At 66.7% G+C, this 18,693-nt stretch carries 14 protein-coding genes and 1 rRNA gene; 4 read left to right on the top strand and 11 right to left on the bottom strand.

Going from position 1 to position 18,693, the window contains the following annotated elements; all coding sequences use genetic code 11:
• Positions 1 to 109: 109 nt before the first annotated feature.
• The 9 genes from AC0IX4_RS00075 to glf form a co-directional block, all read right to left on the bottom strand.
• Positions 110 to 1,084, bottom strand: coding sequence for a cutinase family protein (locus AC0IX4_RS00075; protein WP_471827624.1), 975 nt, complete (start codon positions 1,082 to 1,084; stop codon positions 110 to 112).
• A 12-nt stretch (positions 1,085 to 1,096) separates the two neighbouring features.
• Positions 1,097 to 1,648 carry a DUF732 domain-containing protein gene (locus AC0IX4_RS00070; protein WP_471827623.1) on the bottom strand — a complete coding sequence of 184 codons (552 nt, stop codon included), beginning with the start codon at positions 1,646 to 1,648 and terminating at the stop codon, positions 1,097 to 1,099.
• A 143-nt stretch (positions 1,649 to 1,791) separates the two neighbouring features.
• Positions 1,792 to 3,660: an alpha/beta hydrolase-fold protein gene (locus AC0IX4_RS00065; protein WP_471827622.1), complete on the bottom strand. Its 1,869-nt coding sequence runs from the start codon at positions 3,658 to 3,660 to the stop codon at positions 1,792 to 1,794.
• 246 nt (positions 3,661 to 3,906) lie between these two features.
• Positions 3,907 to 4,863, bottom strand: coding sequence for an alpha/beta hydrolase (locus AC0IX4_RS00060; protein ID WP_231568691.1), 957 nt, complete (start codon positions 4,861 to 4,863; stop codon positions 3,907 to 3,909).
• Between the two features lie 408 nt (positions 4,864 to 5,271).
• Positions 5,272 to 7,077 (bottom strand): arabinofuranosyltransferase AftB family protein, encoded by a 1,806-nt coding sequence (locus AC0IX4_RS00055; RefSeq protein WP_471828314.1) that lies wholly within the window; start codon positions 7,075 to 7,077, stop codon positions 5,272 to 5,274.
• Positions 7,078 to 7,126: 49 nt separating this feature from the next.
• A complete protein-coding gene (locus tag AC0IX4_RS00050) occupies positions 7,127 to 8,032 on the bottom strand; it encodes a decaprenyl-phosphate phosphoribosyltransferase (protein ID WP_042574828.1) in 906 nt (301 codons plus the stop codon).
• Positions 8,029 to 8,616: a phosphatase PAP2 family protein gene (locus tag AC0IX4_RS00045; protein ID WP_471827621.1), complete on the bottom strand. Its 588-nt coding sequence runs from the start codon at positions 8,614 to 8,616 to the stop codon at positions 8,029 to 8,031. Before AC0IX4_RS00045 ends, AC0IX4_RS00050 begins: the two co-directional genes overlap by 4 nt.
• The gene (locus tag AC0IX4_RS00040) at positions 8,594 to 10,486 is read right to left on the bottom strand and encodes a glycosyltransferase (protein WP_471827620.1); all 1,893 of its coding nucleotides are present in this window, start codon (positions 10,484 to 10,486) and stop codon (positions 8,594 to 8,596) included. The genes AC0IX4_RS00045 and AC0IX4_RS00040 overlap by 23 nt, the downstream gene beginning before the upstream one ends.
• Positions 10,483 to 11,682, bottom strand: a complete 1,200-nt coding sequence (gene glf / locus AC0IX4_RS00035; RefSeq protein WP_231568690.1) for a UDP-galactopyranose mutase — start codon at positions 11,680 to 11,682, stop codon at positions 10,483 to 10,485. The genes AC0IX4_RS00040 and glf overlap by 4 nt, the downstream gene beginning before the upstream one ends.
• Positions 11,683 to 11,933: 251 nt before the next feature.
• Between glf and AC0IX4_RS00030 the strand changes: the two genes are divergently transcribed.
• On the top strand, positions 11,934 to 13,958 hold the full coding sequence (locus AC0IX4_RS00030; RefSeq protein WP_471827619.1) for an N-acetylmuramoyl-L-alanine amidase: 2,025 nt from the start codon (positions 11,934 to 11,936) through the stop codon (positions 13,956 to 13,958).
• A gap of 10 nt (positions 13,959 to 13,968) precedes the next feature.
• Here AC0IX4_RS00030 and AC0IX4_RS00025 read toward each other — a convergent pair whose 3' ends face one another.
• Positions 13,969 to 14,799 (bottom strand): HAD family hydrolase, encoded by an 831-nt coding sequence (locus AC0IX4_RS00025; protein WP_471827618.1) that lies wholly within the window; start codon positions 14,797 to 14,799, stop codon positions 13,969 to 13,971.
• Positions 14,800 to 14,837: 38 nt separating this feature from the next.
• On the opposite strand from AC0IX4_RS00025, the gene AC0IX4_RS00020 reads away from it, so the two are divergent.
• The 3 genes from AC0IX4_RS00020 to AC0IX4_RS00010 all read left to right on the top strand — a co-directional run bounded on the left by AC0IX4_RS00020 (position 14,838) and on the right by AC0IX4_RS00010 (position 18,523).
• Positions 14,838 to 16,520 (top strand): ABC-F family ATP-binding cassette domain-containing protein, encoded by a 1,683-nt coding sequence (locus AC0IX4_RS00020; RefSeq protein ID WP_042574823.1) that lies wholly within the window; start codon positions 14,838 to 14,840, stop codon positions 16,518 to 16,520.
• Positions 16,521 to 16,615: 95 nt separating this feature from the next.
• A complete protein-coding gene (locus AC0IX4_RS00015) occupies positions 16,616 to 17,995 on the top strand; it encodes a GntP family permease (RefSeq protein WP_471827617.1) in 1,380 nt (459 codons plus the stop codon).
• Positions 17,996 to 18,523, top strand: a complete 528-nt coding sequence (locus tag AC0IX4_RS00010) for a gluconokinase (RefSeq protein ID WP_471827616.1) — start codon at positions 17,996 to 17,998, stop codon at positions 18,521 to 18,523.
• Positions 18,524 to 18,619: 96 nt separating this feature from the next.
• Here AC0IX4_RS00010 and rrf read toward each other — a convergent pair.
• Positions 18,620 to 18,693, bottom strand: a 5S ribosomal RNA gene (rrf, locus tag AC0IX4_RS00005); the annotation flags it as partial.

Below are 18,693 nucleotides of genomic sequence, written 5' to 3'. Positions count from 1 at the left end.
GTCGGCACGGCGCCGGTGGTCGGTACCCGGATCGAGCCGACTCGCCACTCTAGCCGTTACCGGCCCGAGACCAAAAGTCGCCTGTGACGACGTACGAACCGCGCAGAAATCAGCTGTGCGCGGGGGTGGGCGCGGACGCGACAAGCCCCGCCGCCCAGTTCGCCGTCCACTGCGTCGCGGTGGTTCCGGCCTCGTCGACGACGTAGCGCGCGTAGTTGCCGTGCACCGGGTTGCCGGCTGCACCGGCGAGCGCGGTGATCGAGGAGGGGATGTTGCGCAGCGACATCGCTTCCGGCGGTGCGGCGCAGATCAGGTCGCCCGGGGCACAGATCGAGAACGTGCGGTCCGCGAGAGTTCCGAAGCCGCCCTGACGTGCGCCGGTCATCGTGATCCCGGGGACGTCCAGACCGCCCAGCGCCACCTCGGCACCGACTCCGTCGACCGGGGGTCCGATCTGCTGAGCGGACGTACCGTCGCGGCGACCGTCGGCGATGACGGTCACGCCGAGCACGCGATCGGCCGGCACCGGGCCGGTTCCGGCTCCGATGGCGGACGCGAGATCGCCCACGATCACAGCCCCCTGGGAGAAGCCCGCCAGGACGTAGGACGTCAGTGGGCACTCCGAATAGCGCTGCGCAAGAATGTCGTTCGCCTTCGCCGCACCTTCGGAGCGACTGACGTTGTACGACGCCTGGCCGTCCGGCGGGAAGGCGATGGGGTTCGAGAACTGGGCGACGTACGGAACGGTGTAGACCTCCGCGCGCTCCGGACCGAACTGTTGCTGCAGAGGTTGCGTGACGCCCAGCATGAGCGAGATGGGGTTGGCCGTCGGCGCGTACGGGTCGTCGGCCGCGTTCGACTCCCAGGTGCCGGGGACGGACAGCACGAACACGTCGGGGCAGGACGCCGGTTGGGAGGTCGGAGCCTCGGCGCCCGGTGTCTGCGGTCCGCCGCTACCCGGCGTCGTCAGTCGTCCTGCCAGCAGGTACCAGAGAAGAAGGATGACGAGCAGGACGACGACGATCACCGCGACGGCGACGAGAAAAAGCCGGAGCGGTGACCGCCGGCGAGTGGATCGAGCCACGAGGTCTCCGATCTATCCGCAGTACGTCGACCGCGCGACGTCGACGTAGACCTGGGCGGTCTTCGCCGCGTCCTCGGCGGTGATCTGCGTGCCGGACGCCGACGCCTCGGCGCCGACGTTGGCGGTGACGAAGGTGAGCACCTGGTCGTCCGCGACGCCCTCGGACTGGGCAGCGCAGATGTACTCCGCGGTGCCGACGGCGATGTCGCCGTTGCCGGCCACGGTCACGCCGCGACCCTTCAACGCGTCGAGGAACGCGGTTCCGCGCGGGCTGATCGGCACAGACGTCGGGCCGGGGAAGCCACTGGGGACGGGGTCGGACTCGTCGGGCGCCGTCGCAGCGGCACCGGGACTGGTCGACGCGGACGCCGACGCCGTCGCCGATCCGGACGGTGCCGACGACGTGGAGGTGGCCGTGGTGGTGGTCGCCGCCGCCGTCGCACTGGACGTCAACGACGGGGTGCTGCTGGCAGACGAGTCGTCACCGCCGCAGGCGGTGAGCAGTCCGCCGACAGCCACGGCAAGCATCACCGGGGCGAGAGTGGTCGCGAACCTCGTTGTCACGTGGTCATCCTTCGTCTCTTGGGGGTCGAGCGTGTCCGGCGGAACGAGGGGAGGAACGAGTGCACTCCCCGACCAGCGCACGGTACCGGCGCGGTCTGAGAGGACTCTGTGCGAGTCCGACCGCGCCGGTACCGTCACTGCTGTCAGGGAACGATCTGCACGGCCCCGTTCTTCACGGTCACGAAACCGTTCTGGAAATTCTGTTGAACGCCACCGGGGATGTCGAACTGGTCGCTGGTGACGTATCCGAGCCGGCCGTTCTCGTACCCGACGCTCTTCCAGGCGTCGAAGATCTGACCGTTGAGAATCGACCAGGCACCGGTCGCCGGAGACCAGTAGATGTTGCCGCCCTCGAACTCGGTGAAGCGGCCGCCGTCGCGGACCGTCACCTCGTTGGTCTTCGCGAATCCCAGTGCGCCGTTCTCCCAGCCGGTCTGACCGTACTTCTCCATGATCTTGCCCATGACGGCGTGCGTGCCCGTGTCGGGGGAGAAGTACATGGCGCCGATCTCGAAGCCCTGCACTGCGCCCGGCTTGGACGGGGTCTGCACCTCGTCGCGGAGCGGGTAGCCCAGCGGTCCACCCTCGTATCCCTGGCGCGCCCATTCCTCGAGGATGGCTCCGCGCACGGCGTGTGCACCGGTCTGCGGCGTCCAGTAGATCATTCCGTTGCGGAACGAGTTGTAGCGTCCGCGACCGTCCGGGGTACCGAGTTCGCCGGACAGCGGCATGCCCAACGCACCGGCGGGGCCGCCGTTCCCCGCGTAGGCACCGCCGACGGCTCCGGCCACCGGGAACGTGCCGCTGTCGGAGGTGAAGACGCGTCCGAATCGGAAGTCCTGTGCACGGCCGCCGGCCACGTCGTACTCGGAGGTCAGGCAGTCGCCCAGCCAGCTGTTGGCGCTCGCCGTGCCGCCGATGTTCCCACCGACGCTGCACGCGGGCTTGTCCACGTCCACGCCCAGTGCGGTCGCGATCTGGGGCCACGCCTGCTTGAGCTCGAACTGCCAGTACGCCCACGAGTGCGTTCCGGACGGGCGGTAGTTGATCGATGCCGGGATGCCGAGCTTGTTGAGCTTGGTGGCGAAGGTCTGCGAGGTCAGCCGCGACAGGATCTCGAGGCCCATGCCGGCGTAGTTGGTGCTGATGCCGGGGATGTCGGACTGCTGGTCGAACTCACCGGCGGTGCCGCTGCCGCTGGAGACGTAGAGGCTCATACCTTTCAGCTTCTCGGCGAGCACGTACGGATCGTGCTGGGCCCACAGTTCGCTGGACGGGACGCCCCACATGGCACCGGCGTCGAAGCCGCCGGCGTCCTGCATCGCGTAGCCGATGGCCTGCGGCATGCCGAGAGTCGTCGTGCTCAGGATTCCGGAGAAGGATCCCGCGAACTTGAAGAAGCCGGGGTTACGCGCCGACAGCGTCATCGCCGCGGTGCCGCCCATCGACAGACCCGCCACTGCACGCGTGTCGTTCGACCGCCAGTCACGTTCCAGAATGGGCGGGAGTTCCTTCATCAGGAACGTTTCCCACTTGTAGTTCACGCCGTTGTTCTGTTCGGCCCAGTCCGAGTAGAAACTGGACTGTCCACCCACGGGCAGGATGACGTTGACATTCTTGTCGGCGAACCAGGACTCGGCGTCGGTCTCGGCGGTCCAGCCGTTCTCGGTGTCGGTCGCGCGCATTCCGTCGAGCATCCACACGGACGGGAACGTGGCCTGCGGCGTCTTGTTCCAGTCACGCGCGAGAAGGATCTGCACCTGGATGGGGATTCCCATCGAGGGCGAGTTCACCCACACCGCCACGCGACGGTCGGTGATCCAGTCGACGGCCGACACCGTGGCGCCGGCGTCCGCGATCTGGGTGCGCACCGGCGCAGTCTGGACGGGGGCTGCCTGGGCCGGAGCGGCGATCGCCGTGGCCGTCAACCCGCCCGCGAGCGGAAGAACCAGCGATACCGCCAGGGCGGACAGCATCCGCGCTCTCCGCGACGCCGCGTTCGGAACTCGCATGTGTGGGACTCGCTTCCTGATATGACCGTGATTCGCAGGCACCGGCGCGCTCGTCTGGCCGCGAACCGGGTGCCGTTCCGTCTTGTTCTACACGGTGGAGGTGACGGTACGACGGAGGCTCGCTGTTACTGGTGGTGCAAATGTTACTGGAGTCGCGACGCCGGGACGGATCGACCCGCGACGCACGACAGCCCCGACGGCTCGCGTGGTGCGAGGGTCGGGGCTGTCGGTCGAGAAGGGGTGACGTCAGCCGATGTTGGCGCTGAGGTCGGGGGCGAGCTGGTAGATCTGGTCCTGCCAGTAGCCCCACCGGTGCGTTCCCTGAGCCGGGAAGCTGTAGGTCACGTTGTTCGCGCCGATCGAGGCCATCCGCACCTGGAAGGCGCGGCTGTTCGCCAGGGCGAGAGCTTCGAGGCCCATGCCGTTGGCAGTGTTGTAGAAGTCGATCGGTGCGACCGGGCGGTCGTAGGCACCGGGCAGGCCGCTGGCGGCCGAGACCCACACGCGGGTGCCGTTGTCGCGCAGGCGAGGCGCGAACACGAACGGGTCGTTGCGCAGCCACGCCGGGTTCCACGGGGGTCCCCACATGCTGTCGACGTTGTAGCGACCGGCGTCGAGCATCGCGAGACGGATGGCCTCACGCATACCGGGAGCCGAGATGTTCAGGTATCCGGAGAGCGAGCCGGCGTAGCTGAACTGGTCCGGGTGGTACGCGGCGAGCGTCAGGGCGGCGCTGCCACCCATCGACAGGCCGACGACGCCGTTGCGGCTGGACCGGAAGCCCAGGCGATCGCGCAGAGCGTTGCGCAGATCCTGGGTCAGGAAGGTCTCCCACTTGTACGTGGTGCGCTGTCCGTTGAAGTTCGACGGTGCGTACCAGTCGGAGTAGAAGCTCGACTCTCCACCGACGGGCTCGACGACGTTGATGTTGAAGCTGGCCAGGAATGCGCCTGCGTTGGTCTCGGTCTCCCAGCCGCTGATGTCGTTCGTGGCGCGCAGTCCGTCGAGCAGGTAGACGACACGGTTCGTGTTGCCGTCCGCTGCACGCCAGACACGGCTCTTGATGTCACCCATGGACGACCCGACCCAGAAATCCTGGGCGCCCGGGTCGAATGCAGCGTTAGCGGCGGGCCCGGTTCCCACGACCGCGAGGCCGAGGGGGATGGCGGCGGCCATCACGGTGGACACGAGAGCCTGACGCATACGTCGGCCTACTCGGGGTGCGCGAAGGCGTGAAGCCTTCCGCGGCTGAGCGCTGTCGTCACCAGCGACATCGGTAACGGACCCGTCACGCATACATTCGGCCTCTCACAGTTCCGTGCAGCCGGTCGGCCGCACCGCTTCGTCGATCGATCTCGGGCGATGGTCCGAATAGGAACCCGGAACATCCACCGTCGGTCTCGTCTTCCGCGCGTAGTCGCCCCTCGGGCAACCGTGCGCGTCGACGCACATCATCTACACATATCTCCGCCGACGTGGACAGCGTTACACAAACGAGATGCCAGAATCCAGCCACACCTGTCGGATCGGTACGACTCCGAGACAGAAACGCCACGACCCGGTGATCGGACTGTGACGCGGATCTCACTTCGGGGCGAGATGCGAACGGCGTCAAGGCGCGGAGCGTTCTGGGGGCGGTTCCAAATTACACCGTTGTATTTCGTACTCCGGCACCCGGTCGAATCTGTACGCCGCGAAGTCCAACGCACTCTTGAAGTTCTGGATGAACCGAGCTCTCGTCAGGTCCGACCGGTACGACGTCAGCAGCGCCTGCGTCTGCGGACAGGTCAACGCCACCTGAGCCTGGTCGACCCATTCCTCGTCCAGGTAGAACGGCAGGAAGGGATGGACGTCCACCATTCCGGTGTCCGCCACGACCCAATCCGTGTACAGGTTCTTGTCGTGTCCGATGCGGCCGTTGTCCAGACGTTCGGTGTGAGCGGCCAACGGATAGGCGAGACCCATCTGATCGAGCACGCGGACGTCCAACCCGACGTTCATGCTCGTCATGCCGAGATTGAGGAAGTAGACGACATGCTCGGCGCCGCCCTCGGGAATGGGCAGCGGTGGCGGCACGACATCCCAGTAGGTGAACTGTGCGGACGGCAGCAGCAGTCCGCCGTCCGGAGTGTTCTCGATGGTCTGCACCATTGCCCGCATGCGTGGGTAGTCCAGATAGTCGCTCGCCAGGATCGGATGCCGGTGGCCGGTGTTCTGCGAGTAGAACGCGCGTTCGTCGACGATGCCGCTACGCCCGACGGTGGTGCCCTGCGGCATTCCGGTCGTGGTGGCGGCGAAGACCGCCCACACGACGATTCCCAGCCACAGCGCGACGCAGGAGACCAGCGCGACCGTGCCGCGGCGCAGCGGGATCGGGACGACCGCCACCGGAAGCAGGAGCAGGAACAGCGCCGGAAGAAGTGTGCGGCCGTGCATGAAGTCGCCGCCGACACGGACCGCGTAGACCGCCGAGATCAGCCCGGCGACCAGTGCGAAGGCCACCACTGCCCCGGGTGTGCGAACCCGCGACAGAAGGCTCACGTCACCGCGTGAGGGCCGGGAGCGCTGCTGTCGGGTCAGAGCGATCAGCGCCCCTCCCAGGACCAGCAGCGCCGGCACCCACAGGGCGTACGGGCCGACCAGGTTCCACAGGTACGTCGAGCCCTGTGCCCACTTGGCTCCGCCCGCGTCCTTGGAGACGGCCGTGTTGGGGTACGGCAGGGCGTAGTAGCCCATGCGCCAGATCTGGTAGCCGACCGGCAGGAGTCCCGCCACGACCACGATCGCTCCGCGCAGCACCCACCCCGGCGAGGCAATCACCAGCATGAGCAGCGCGAGACCGCCGACGATGACCAGTTCCGGCCGGACCAGCGGCGAGAGGCCGCCCCAGAATGCGATCACCAGCACCAGAGCCGGCGACGGAGTCGGCTGTCGCCGATCCGCCCACCGGACCATCAGCCACCACAGGACGGCGATCCAGAAGATCACCAGGCACGACTCGAGTCCCGACGTCGCGAAGTCCCGCGCCGGGGGAACCGCGATGTAGACGATCGCTCCCGCGGGGAGCACCAGCACCGCGCGGCCCGAGTACAGACGTGCGGTGCCGATCATGGCGACCACCACGGCCGCCGTCGTCAGAACCAAGGCGATGGTCAGGACGACGTACTCGAGGCGCACACCACTGAGCCAGGAGAACGCATAGACCACGTAGGTCCAGGCAGCGCTGGTGTTGGTCTCGACACGCTCGCCCGCATTGAAGACGGGACCGTTGCCGGCGAGCAGATTCCGCACCGTGCGCAGCACGATCAAGCCGTCGTCGGCGATCCATCGACGGTCCCACGCCCCCACGAACGCAAGGATTCCGACCACGACGATGCCGACGGCGCCGGTCACTCGGGCCCACCGCGGTGTCTCCACCGCGTCGGTCACCCGCGACTCGTCGTCGCCAGGAAGATCTGTCACATCCTCATGCGAGGTAGACAGCGACACCCACCACTCCGATCCACACGATGGCGAGCAGTTGGAGCACCCGATCTCCGAGCGCGATCTCCTCCGGCTCACCCGCTTCGCCGCCGTCGACGTCGACTGCGTATCGCAGGATAGCGACCGTGAACGGAACCATCGAGATGGCGAACATGCTGGTGCCGTTCTTGGCGTCCTGGTCGAACGCCCACAGGCCGTAACAGATGACCACCGCGGTTGCACTCAGCGTCCACACGAAGCGCAGGTAGGTGGTGGTGTAGTTCTCGAGCGACTTGCGGATCTTCGCGCCGGTGCGCTCCGCCAACTGCAGTTCCGCGTAGCGCTTGCCGGCCGCCATGAACAGCGAACCGAACGCCATGATCAGCAGGAACCACTGCGACAGCGGGATGTCGGCGGCGACTCCGCCGGCGATCGCCCGCAGCAGGAAGCCCGACGACACGATGCAGATGTCGAGTACGGCCTGGTGCTTGAGGCCGAAGCAGTAGGCCAGCTGGACGCCGATGTACACGCCCATGACGACCGCGAGGTTCCAGTTGGCCAGGAACGACAGGCCGATCGCGCCGCCGAGCAGCACCACCGCCATCGCGAACGCAAGATTGACCGGGAGGACGCCCGCCGCGATGGGCCGGAACCGCTTGGTGGGATGAGCTCGGTCGGCCTCGACATCCATCGCGTCGTTGACCAGGTAGATGCCCGACGCGGCCATGCAGAAGACCAGGAACGCGAGCGCGACCGGAAGAAGGACCGAACTCTCGGTGACCGATCCGGCAGCGAGCGGCGCCGCCAGAACCAGCACGTTCTTGACCCACTGGCGGGGCCGGACTGCTTTGACGATGCCTGACGCCAGATTTTTCGGCGGCGCGCCGACGACGACGGGTTCCTCGCTCATGCTTCTCCTGCTGTCGTGGCCGCTGCGTTTCCGACAGTCAGACCGAATCGAACCGCCACGTTCTTCTCCACACGCACCGTTGCTGCCGCGGACAACGCGCCGAGCGCGGACCCCACCACCACGTCCGAAGGATAGTGAACTCCGAGCACCAGACGGGACACGAGCATGGAGGGCACGATCGCCGCTGCCACGGGGAGGCCGGTGGCCCGCCCGATCAGCAGGGCGGCGGCCGTCGTGGACGTGGCGTGGGAGGACGGAAAACTGAATTTGCTGGGTGTACTCACACCGATGCGCACCGACGGATGCGTCGGGCGTCGGCGGCGCGAGATGCGCTTGACGACGATCGATGCGGCGTGCGCGCCGACCGCACCGACCGCGACGGAGGCCCACTTCTCGCGACGGTCGGCGTCGACGAGCGCACCGATACCGCCGATGGCGATCCAGCCGAGGGCATGCTCACCGAAGTGAGACATGCCACGGGCAGCGCGAACGGCGCCCGGCAACGACCCGACACTGTCCTGGACCGCGAGCAGCGCCCGGACGTCCAGGTTGGCGGTTCCCTCAGTTCGGGTAGCTGAAGACACGTTCCCAACGCTCCTTGCTGGTGAGTTCGGGCACGGCGCGACGGTACCGGTCGGACAGTTCGGGGAAGCGGGCGAGCAGTTCGCGTCGCAACGCGATCGACTCGGTGAGCAGCGCCGACGCGATCTTCGGGTCACGCTTGCGGTAGACGACTCCGCGGCCGTCGGCGGTGGTGACGGTGACGCCGTCGACCTGCGAGAGCAGGTACCACCGTGCGTCGAGGGTCGGCACATTGAGCTGCGGCCGGTCGTGATGCTCCCCCTTGGCCGCCTTCAGGTTGTTCAGGACGCCCTTGGCCAGCCGCGACACCTTCGCCGCAGGACCGACAGGTGATCCCACCGCCGGCACGTCGGCACCGCTGGGAGCCGGAAGGAGGGTCGACGACGGTACGACGACGGCATCGGGATACTGCGTGCGCACCCGATGGACCTCGGCCAAGGCGGTCGGGAGGATCTCCATGATGTGCTCGGGCCCTGCCAGGAAGTCGCGGATGGCCATGTTCTGGATCGCGACGGTCGAGTACTCGAGGCAGAGCAGATGCTTCATCGTGGCCTTGACGGTGTTCAGCACCAGCCCGCGCGCCGATCCCGGCATGTGCAGCGACGCCACGACCAGGCGGTTGCGCAGGTGGAAGTAGGCCTGCCAGTCGATGGCGTCGTCCTTGTCGCTCCACGCCATGTGCCAGATCGCGGCACCGGGAAGCGTCACCGTCGGGAAGCCTGCGTCGCGGGCCCGCAGGCCGTACTCGGCGTCGTCCCATTTGATGAACAGCGGCAGCGGCTGACCGATGGTCTCGGCGACCACCCGCGGGATGAGGCACATCCACCAGCCGTTGTAGTCGACGTCGATCCGGCGATGGAGAAGCTTCGATTCGCGCAGCGGCTTCTCCGCGAAGTCGTGGTCGTACTCGACGTTCTGGGCACCGCCCCACATGAAGATGCCGGTGTCGATCTTCTCGCCCATCACGTGCAGATGGCTACGGGCCTGCAGGTTCAGCATCTGGCCGCCGACGAGCGTCGGCACCTTGGCGAAACGAGCCATGGCGAGAGCGCGCAGGATCGAGTCGGGCTCGATCTCGATGTCGTCGTCCATGAAGAGAATGTGCTCGGCATCGGTGTTCTCGAGCGCCTCGTACATGATGCGGCTGTAGCCGCCGGATCCACCGAGGTTGGCCTGGTCGTGAATGCTCAGCAGATCACCGAACGCGGCGGCGGCGTCGTCGAAGCCGGGCTCGTCGCGCACCTTCCGAGTGCCCTGGTCGGGCACGATCACGGCATCGACGACGGCCATGACGAGCGGATCCGACGCGATGGCGGTCAGTGCCTTCACACAGTCGGTCGGCCGGTTGAAGGTGGGAATGCCGATCGCGACGGTTCCGCGACCCGGCGCCTCGACGGGCGCGAACCAGCCGGCTGCCGTCAACTCGACGTCGGTGTCGGTGGTGACGTCGAACCAGATCCATCCACCGTCCTCGAAGGGACCGAGGTCCACCTCGAACTCGAGCGTCGTCCCGGCGGCTGCGGTGATCTGCGCGTCGTCGGTGTCCTTGCCCTGCACATGGATACGAGAGCCGTCGGCCTTGGAGCGGTAGACGTCGACGCGGCAGTGCCCGACGACCTCCACCTGCAGCACCACGGAGGTCAACGTGCTGTAGCGGCGCCAGTAGCTGGCCGGGAATGCGTTGAAGTACGTCCCGAACGACACCTCCGACTCGGAGCCGATGGAGACCGACGTGCGGGAGAGCGAATGCGCGCGACGAGGGTTGGTACGCGCCTCGTCGGTGTAGAGGGTCCGGACGTCCAGCGGCTCCCCGGCTCGCGGGAGCAGGATGCGCTGGAGGAGTGACACACCGAGCAGGGTGTCGGCGCTCACGCCGAATCTCCCAGCGGCGCACCGGATTCGAGGTGCGGACGCAGAGTGTTCTCGAATGTGGTCAACGCGCTGGCGATGGCCATGTGCATGTCGAGGTACTGGTAGGTACCCAGGCGACCACCGAACAGCACCGAGTTCTCGGCGGTTTCGCGCTTCGCCCGCTCGCGGTAGGCGGTCACCTTCGCGCGGTCGTCGGGTGTGTTGATGGGGTAGTACGGCTCGTCGCCGGACTCCGCGAAGCGCGAGTACTCGCGCATGATGACGGTCTTGTCGGCCGGGTAGTCGCGCTCGGGGTGGAAGTGCCGAAACTCGTGAATTCTCGTGAAGGGAACGTCCGCGTCGTTGTAGTTCATGACGGGCGTGCCCTGGAAGTCGCCGGTGTCGAGCACCTCTGTCTCGAAGTCGAGTGTGCGCCAACCCAACTCGCCGTCGGCGAAGTCGAAGTAGCGGTCCAGGGGCCCGGTGTAGACGACGGGCGCGTCCGGGCTCTCGGCGCGGAGGGCGTCACGGACGTCGAACCAGTCGGTGTCCAGTCGCACTTCGATCAGATCGCTCTTCGCCATGTTCTCGAGCCACGCGGTGTACCCGTCCACCGGCAGACCTTCGTGCGTGTCGTTGAAGTAGCGGTTGTCGAACGTGTACCGGACGGGGAGCCGGGCGATGTTGCCGGCGGGCAGATCCTTGGGGTCGGTCTGCCACTGCTTGGCCGTGTAGTCGCGGACGAACGCCTCGTAGAGCGGGCGGCCGATCAGCGCGATCCCCTTCTCCTCGAGGTTCGACGCATCCTCGACGGAGATCTCGCTGGACTGTTCCTCGATGAGTGCGCGCGCCTCGGCAGGGGTGAAGTACCGGCCGAAGAACTGCGACACCAGGCCGAGGCCCATCGGGAACTGGTACGCCTGGCCCTTGTGCAGCGCGAAGACGCGGTGCTGGTAGCCCGTGAACTCGGTGAAGCGGGTGACGTAGTCCCACACCTTCTCGTTGGACGTGTGGAACAGATGGGCGCCGTACTTGTGGATCTCGATGCCGGTCTGCGGCTCGGGCTCCGAGTAGGCATTGCCGCCGATGTGCGAACGTCGGTCCAGGACGAGCACTCGTTTTCCCAGCTCCGTGGCGCTTCGTTCGGCGATGGTGAGGCCGTAGAAGCCGGACCCCACGACGATGAGATCGTACTGGCCTCGCGAAGTATCAGTCACGGGTGACCAGGGTATCCGACGCCGTGTAGTGGTCCCGCAACCCTCGCGTGCGACGCAATCGTTCGAACACCTGGCCGAACCCTCTACTTGAGGTTGATGGTTGACCCTTCTGTGGTTACTGTGACGTCTGTTGCGCATCACCTATCACATGAGTCACATCTGTCACATGTGACGCTGACCGCGTAGCACCGCCTACCAGGGGAGAAATCGTCTTGCACCGTCGACCGAAGCCATCACTGATCTTGGGCGTCGTGGCCGCACTCGCGGTCACGAGTCCTGTCGTGGTCTACGCAGTCGGGGACAGCACGTCCGGTGTACGCGCGGCCAACGACGAGACAGCTGTCGTGCCCACGCAGATCGCCAAGTTGGCGCTTGCGAACGCCCCCGACATCGTCATCCCGCTGAAGGAGCTGACGGGTCTCGACCTGCCCGACATCGACCTGGGCTCGCTGCGCGACCTGTCGCTGCCGGATTCCTTCGAGATTCCGGCCATCCCGGGGCTCACCGTCCCCGAGGTCCCGGCCGCCGCTCCCACTCCGCCGCCCGCTCCGGTCGACCCCGCCGATGCCGGCGCAGTCGTCAAGGAGGTCTCGCAGGAGACCCCGTTCAGCATGGTGGCGCTCACCGCCGATCAGCTCGGCTCCGCTGTCGCCCGCGTTCGCGCCCAGCTCGACGACGGTTCCTGGGGGCCGTGGAACGAGACGCAGCCGATCGACACGGGACGCACCGACAGCGACGTTCCCACGGTGTCCGCGGGCACCGAACCCATCTTCGTGGGCATGACCAAGCGCGTGCAGTTCCTGCTGACACCCACCGTTCCTGCCGGCGCTGCGCTGAACCCGGCCGATCCGGCGTTCCCGGTGGACCCTGCGCCCGCACCGCTTCCCGATGCAGCCGATCCTGTCGCGCCGGCCGCTCCTGTCGCTCAGGACCTGGGCTACGTGCCCGCATCGTCGTCACGCCCCCTGCGTGCGGAACCGATCGCGGACACGCTCGCCGCGGCCACCGCCGTGCTGATCACGCCCGGAACCTCGGCCGCCGACAGCACGCTGAGTGACATCGCGAGTCCCGTCGAGGGTTCCGGCCCCTCGGTGATCACCCGCGCGCAGTGGGGCGCCGACGAGTCCAAGCGCTGCGGATCCCCCACGTACGACGACTCCCTGGGCGGTGCCACCGTGCACCACACAGCGGGCAGCAACAACTACACCAAGGACGAGTCCGCGGGCATCGTCCGAGCGATCTACGCGTACCACGCGCAGACGCTGGGCTGGTGCGACATTGGCTACAACGTGCTGGTGGACAAGTACGGCCAGGTCTTCGAGGGTCGCGCAGGCGGCCTGGACCGCAACGTCGAGGGCGCGCACGCCGGCGGCTTCAACGAGAACACTGTCGGTCTCGCGCTGATGGGTGACTACAGCACCGAGCAGCCGACTCAGGAGTCGCTCGACGCGGCCGGCAAGTTCCTCGGCTGGCGTCTCGGCAAGGCCGGTCTGGATCCGCAGGGACAGACCACGATGACCTCGGAAGGCACGCAGTACACCTTCGTCCAGCAGGGCAAGTCGATCGATCTGCCGGTGATCTTCGCGCACCGCGATGTCGGCAACACCGAATGCCCGGGCGACGCCGCGTACGGCCGCATGGACGAGATCCGCTCGATCGCCGCGGCGAACGTCAACGGGACGTCGGCTCCGACGACTCCCGCCACACCCGACACGACGACACCTGACGGTGCGACACCCGGCACCGACGGTCTCGTCGCACCGCCCAGTGTCGATGCTGCGTCACCGGCTCCGGGAACGACGCTGACCGGCCTGGTCTCCGAGCTGTTAGCGATGGGTGTGCAGAACCCGATCGTCCAGAAGTGGGTGGCCGAGGGTGGCGAGTCCGGTCGACTCGGTGCCGCTCTGACCGGTCTGCTCGCAGCACCGGAGGGTCAGACACGCGCCGACTTCACCAACGGTTCGATCTACACCACGCCCAGCGGCCAGGTGGTCTCGGTGCTGGGACAGATCTTCAAACAGTTCGTCGCCATGGGATCGGAATCCGGCTCGCTCGGGCTCCCGACCTCGGACGAGTACCGCATCCCGAACGGGTGGCAGTCCGACTTCGAGAACGGTTCGCTGTCCTTCGACGAGGTCACCGGAATCGTCACGACGGTGGTGAAGACGTTCACCGACACCTACACGGCGGAGATGAACGCCGGCACTCCTGCCGACGGCCTGGTAGCACCGGTGCCCGAGGCAGCACCCGCACCGGAGCCCGCACCCGTCGGCTGACACCGCCGGGTCAGGTCCACCACCGTTCGAGCACGCGGGCGACACCGTCGTCCGCGTTGCTCGTGGTGACCTCGTCGGCCACGGCGATCGCGGCGGGGTGAGCATTCGCCATCGCGACGCCGTGGCCCACCATCGACAGCATCGGGATGTCGTTCGGCATGTCGCCGAACGCCACCATCTCGGACGCGTCGATACCCAGGGTTCGGGCGATCTCGAGCAGTCCGGACGCCTTGGACACCCCCGGTGCACTCAGTTCGATGAGTCCGTTGTCGGTCGAGAACGTCACGTCGGCCAGGTGCTCGACGTGGGACGACAACGCCGCCGCCATGTCGCCACTGGTCATCGACGACTGCCGGATCAGCAGTTTCACGGCAGGTGCCGACAACACCTCCTCGGGCGAGGTCTCGGTGTTGTCGGGATTGAGCCATGCGTGCTCGTATCCGGGCGAGCTGACGAACTGCGGAGTCGCGGCGTCGTGAGCGCTGCGACCGACGCGCTCGACAGCGAGGCCACAGCCCTCGATCAGTGATTCCGCCAGCGCCGCCAGTTCGGCGAGATCGGACACGCTCAGGGTCCGAGCGGACACGATGCGATCGTTCTCGCTGTCGTAGATCACCGCGCCGTTCGCGCACACCGACATCGGTGCGTAGCCCAGCTGGTCGACGATGGGGCTGATCCACCGCGGCGGGCGACCGGTCGAGAGGACGAAGGTGTCCCCGGCGGCGGCAACGGCATGAACGGCCGCCTTCGTACGGGCGGTCACGCGCTCGTGATGATCGATGAGGGTGCCGTCGACGTCCGATGCGACGAGCCTCGGTCGCGGTCGCTCTGTGTGCTGCATCGGTCAAGTCTGCACGAACGTCCGTAGTCTGATGTCCCGTGTCCCATCTCGAACTGTCCGACGTCGACTACTTCCTGCCCGACGGGCGCCAGTTGCTCGACGGAGTGTCGTTCCGTGTGGGCGACGGCGCGAAGACGGCCTTGATCGGTCCGAACGGAACGGGCAAGACGACCATCACCCGGATCGTGGCCGGCGACATCGCTCCGGACGAGGGCACCGTCGGAAGATCGGGCACGCTCGGGGTGATGCGTCAGTTCGTCGGGCAGGTCCGCGACGACACCACGGTGCGGGATTTGCTGCTGTCGGTATGCACGGAGCAGGTGCGCCGGTCGGCTCGGCTTCTCGACGACACCGAGAACGCGATGATCGATCGCGACGACGAGGCGACCCAGATGGCGTACGCGCAGGCGCTCTCCGATTGGGGCGACGTCGGCGGATACGACCTCGAGCCGTTCTGGGACGAGGTCACCATGTCGGCGATGGGGATGCCGTTCGACCGTGCGAAATGGCGCGCCGCATCGACGCTCAGCGGAGGTGAGCAGAAGCGCCTCGTGCTCGAAGCCCTGTTCGCGGGAAACGACCAACTGCTGCTTCTCGACGAGCCCGACAACTACCTCGACGTTCCGGGAAAGCGTTGGCTCGAGCGCACGATCGCGGCGTCGGACAAGTCGGTCCTGTTCATCAGTCACGACCGAGAGTTGTTGGCGACGGCCGCAACTCGCATCGTCACGCTGGAGCCCGGCGTCAACGGTGCATCCGCCTGGGTCCATGGCGGCGACTTCTCCACCTACACCGAGGCGCGCGAGAAGCGCAACGCTCGGCTGGACGAACTCCGCGCTCGGTGGGACGAGGAACGGATCAAGTTGCGGGCATTGGTCTTGCGCCTGCGGGAGAAGTCGAAGTTCAACGACGGTGTCGCCTCCCGCTACCACGCAGCGCAGACGCGACTGGCGAAGTTCGAGGAGGCCGGACCCCCGGAAGCAGTTCCGCTGCGTCAGAACGTGGCGGTTCGCCTGACGGGTGGCCGCACCGCGAAACGCGCGCTCGTCTGCACCGGACTCGAGCTGACCGGTCTGATGCAGCCGTTCGACACGGAGATCTGGTACGGCGACCGTGTGGCCGTGCTGGGCTCCAACGGCTCGGGCAAGTCACACTTCCTGCGGTTGCTCGCTGCCGGTGGAACCGACCCCGCGACCGAGCACCTCCCCGTCAGCGAGTTGGACATCGCACCCGTACCGCACAGTGGCACAGCAACTCTGGGCGCCAGAGTCCGACCCGGACTCTTCGCGCAGACTCACACGCGGCCCGACCTCGAGGGCAATACGCTGCTGGACATCATGCACACGGGTACCTCGCACCGCGACGGCATGGGCCGCGAGGCTGCATCCCGCGCACTCGACAGATACGGGTTGTCCCGACAGGCGGAACAGAAGTACGACGACCTCTCCGGAGGTCAGCAGGCCCGTCTGCAGATCCTGTTGCTCGAGTTGTCCGGAGCCACGATGCTGCTTCTCGACGAGCCGACCGACAACCTCGATCTCGAGTCGGCCGACTCGTTGCAGGACGCCATCGTCGCGTTCGACGGCACAGTGATCACCGTGACTCACGACCGCTGGTTCGCCAAGAGCTTCGATCGGTTCCTCGTCTTCGGATCCGACGGCAAGGTCTACGAGTCGTCGGAGCCGGTGTGGGACGAAGCCAGAGTCGCACGCACCCGGTGAACGTGACGATTCGGACACGGTGAGGCGTAGGCGCACGTGTCGGACCGTCCCACGACGTTAGTGTCGAAGTCGTTTCCTGTGAAAGGTGATGCGGCGTGGACATCATGGAACCGGTGCACGGCACCGCCTATCTGCTGAGCGTGGCGGCCATCGCGGTCGCACTTCTGCTTTTCCTCATCATGAAGTTCAAGTTGCACGCCTTCCTGTCGCTCGTACTGGTGAGTCTGCTGACCGCGGTTGCCGCCGGCATCCCTCTCGGGGACGTGCCGGACACGCTGCTCACCGGCTTCGGCGGGACACTCGGCAGCGTCGCGCTGCTCGTCGCCCTCGGCGTCATGCTGGGTCGACTGCTCGAACGGACCGGCGGGGCAAAGGTTCTCGCGGATACGCTGATCGCCAGGTTCGGGGAGAAGCGGGCGCCGTTCGCCCTCGGCGTGGCGGCGTTGATCTTCGGTTTTCCGATCTTCTTCGATGCCGGTCTGGTCATCTTCCTGCCGATCATCTTCTCGGTAGCGCGACGCTTCGGTGGCTCGATCCTGCTCTATGCGTTGCCGACAGCCGGTGCCTTCGCCGCGATGCACGCGATCGTTCCGCCGCATCCGGGTCCCGTCGCGGCGGCCGACCTCATGGGTGGCGACATCGGTCTGACCTTGATCCTGGGTGTGCCGGTAGCAGTCGTCGCGTGGTTCGTCGGCTCGTACCTCGTCGGTACCCGCCTCGGCCGTCGGTTCGTCACGACGCCTGCTGCACTGTTCGGGGATGCCGAGGATGCTGATGCTCCCACCTACGCACCCCCGCGCTTCATCGCCGTTCTCGGCGTCCTCCTCTTCCCGTTGATCCTGATCTGCCTCAACACCGGGGTGTCGACGCTGCAGACAGCCGGCGCGATCTCGGAGGACGCGCCCTGGGCGGATGCCCTCATCCTGCTGGGCCAGACGCCCGTCGCGTTGCTCCTGACCGTGCTTCTGTCTCTCGTAGCCCTCGCACCCGGGCGGTTCAGCGTCTCCAAGGCCACGGCGCTCATGGACGACGCTCTCGGACCGGTCTGCGCGATCATCCTCATCACCGGCGCCGGCGGGATGTTCGGTGGCGTCCTCCGAGCCAGTGGTATCGGTGCCTCCCTGACGGAGTCCCTCTCCGACCTGGGATTCTCGCTGATCCTGCAGGCGTTCCTGATCGCGGCAGCCCTCCGCGTGGCCCAGGGGAGCGCCACAGTCGCGCTCACGACGACCGCGGGCCTGGTGTCGGCACAGGTCGCGGAACTGGGGTTGGGTAACTTCGATATCGCACTGCTGGTGTTCGCGATCGCGGCGGGAGCAACCGTGCTCTCCCACGTCAACGATTCCGGCTTCTGGCTCGTCAGCCGATTCTTCGGCATGGACGAGAAAACGACACTCAAGACATGGACGGTCATGGAAACGACACTGGGACTCGCGGTCTTCGCGCTGGCATCACTGCTCTGGGTGGTGTTCTGAGTGCAGGAACCTGCACAGGAACTTCCGCGCCACATCATCGTCATGGGGGTGTCCGGTACCGGGAAGACGACGGTGGGGAGCGCCCTCGCCACGAAGCTCGGCAGCACGTTCATCGAGGGGGACAGATTCCACCCCGCGGCGAACATCGAGAAGATGTCGGCAGGGCACCCGCTGGACGACGACGACCGTAAGCCGTGGCTCGCTGCCGTGGCACAGGAGATCGGTCGGGTGGCGGCTCGCGGGGAAACCTCGGTCACTGCGTGCTCGGCCTTGACGAGGCTCTACAGGGATTGGCTCCGAGAGGGATATCCGGAGCTCTTCTTCGTTCATCTGCAGGCCGACTACGACACTCTGCTCGACAGGATGTCCAAGCGCCGGCACTTCATGCCGCCGTCCCTCCTCCAGTCCCAGTTCGACACGTTGGAGGATCTGCAATCCGATGAGAACGGCGCAGGCGTTCCCGATGTGAACGGTGTCGAAAAGGTCGTCGCATCTGCTCTGGACGCCGTCGGGTTCACGCAGACGTAGGTACACGCGCAGCGCTGAATCTTGTTGCTGCGCCGAAAGATCCGTAAATGCAGAAAGCCCCCCGACCTGTGGTCGGGGGGCTTTCTGTGAAGGGTTGTTCGGCGGTGTCCTACTCTCCCACACCCTGTCGGGTGCAGTACCATCGGCGCTGGAGGGCTTAGCTTCCGGGT

The sequence above is a fragment of the Rhodococcus sp. AC861 genome (assembly GCF_979256035.1).
This window is presented reverse-complemented; position numbering and strand designations above follow the sequence as displayed.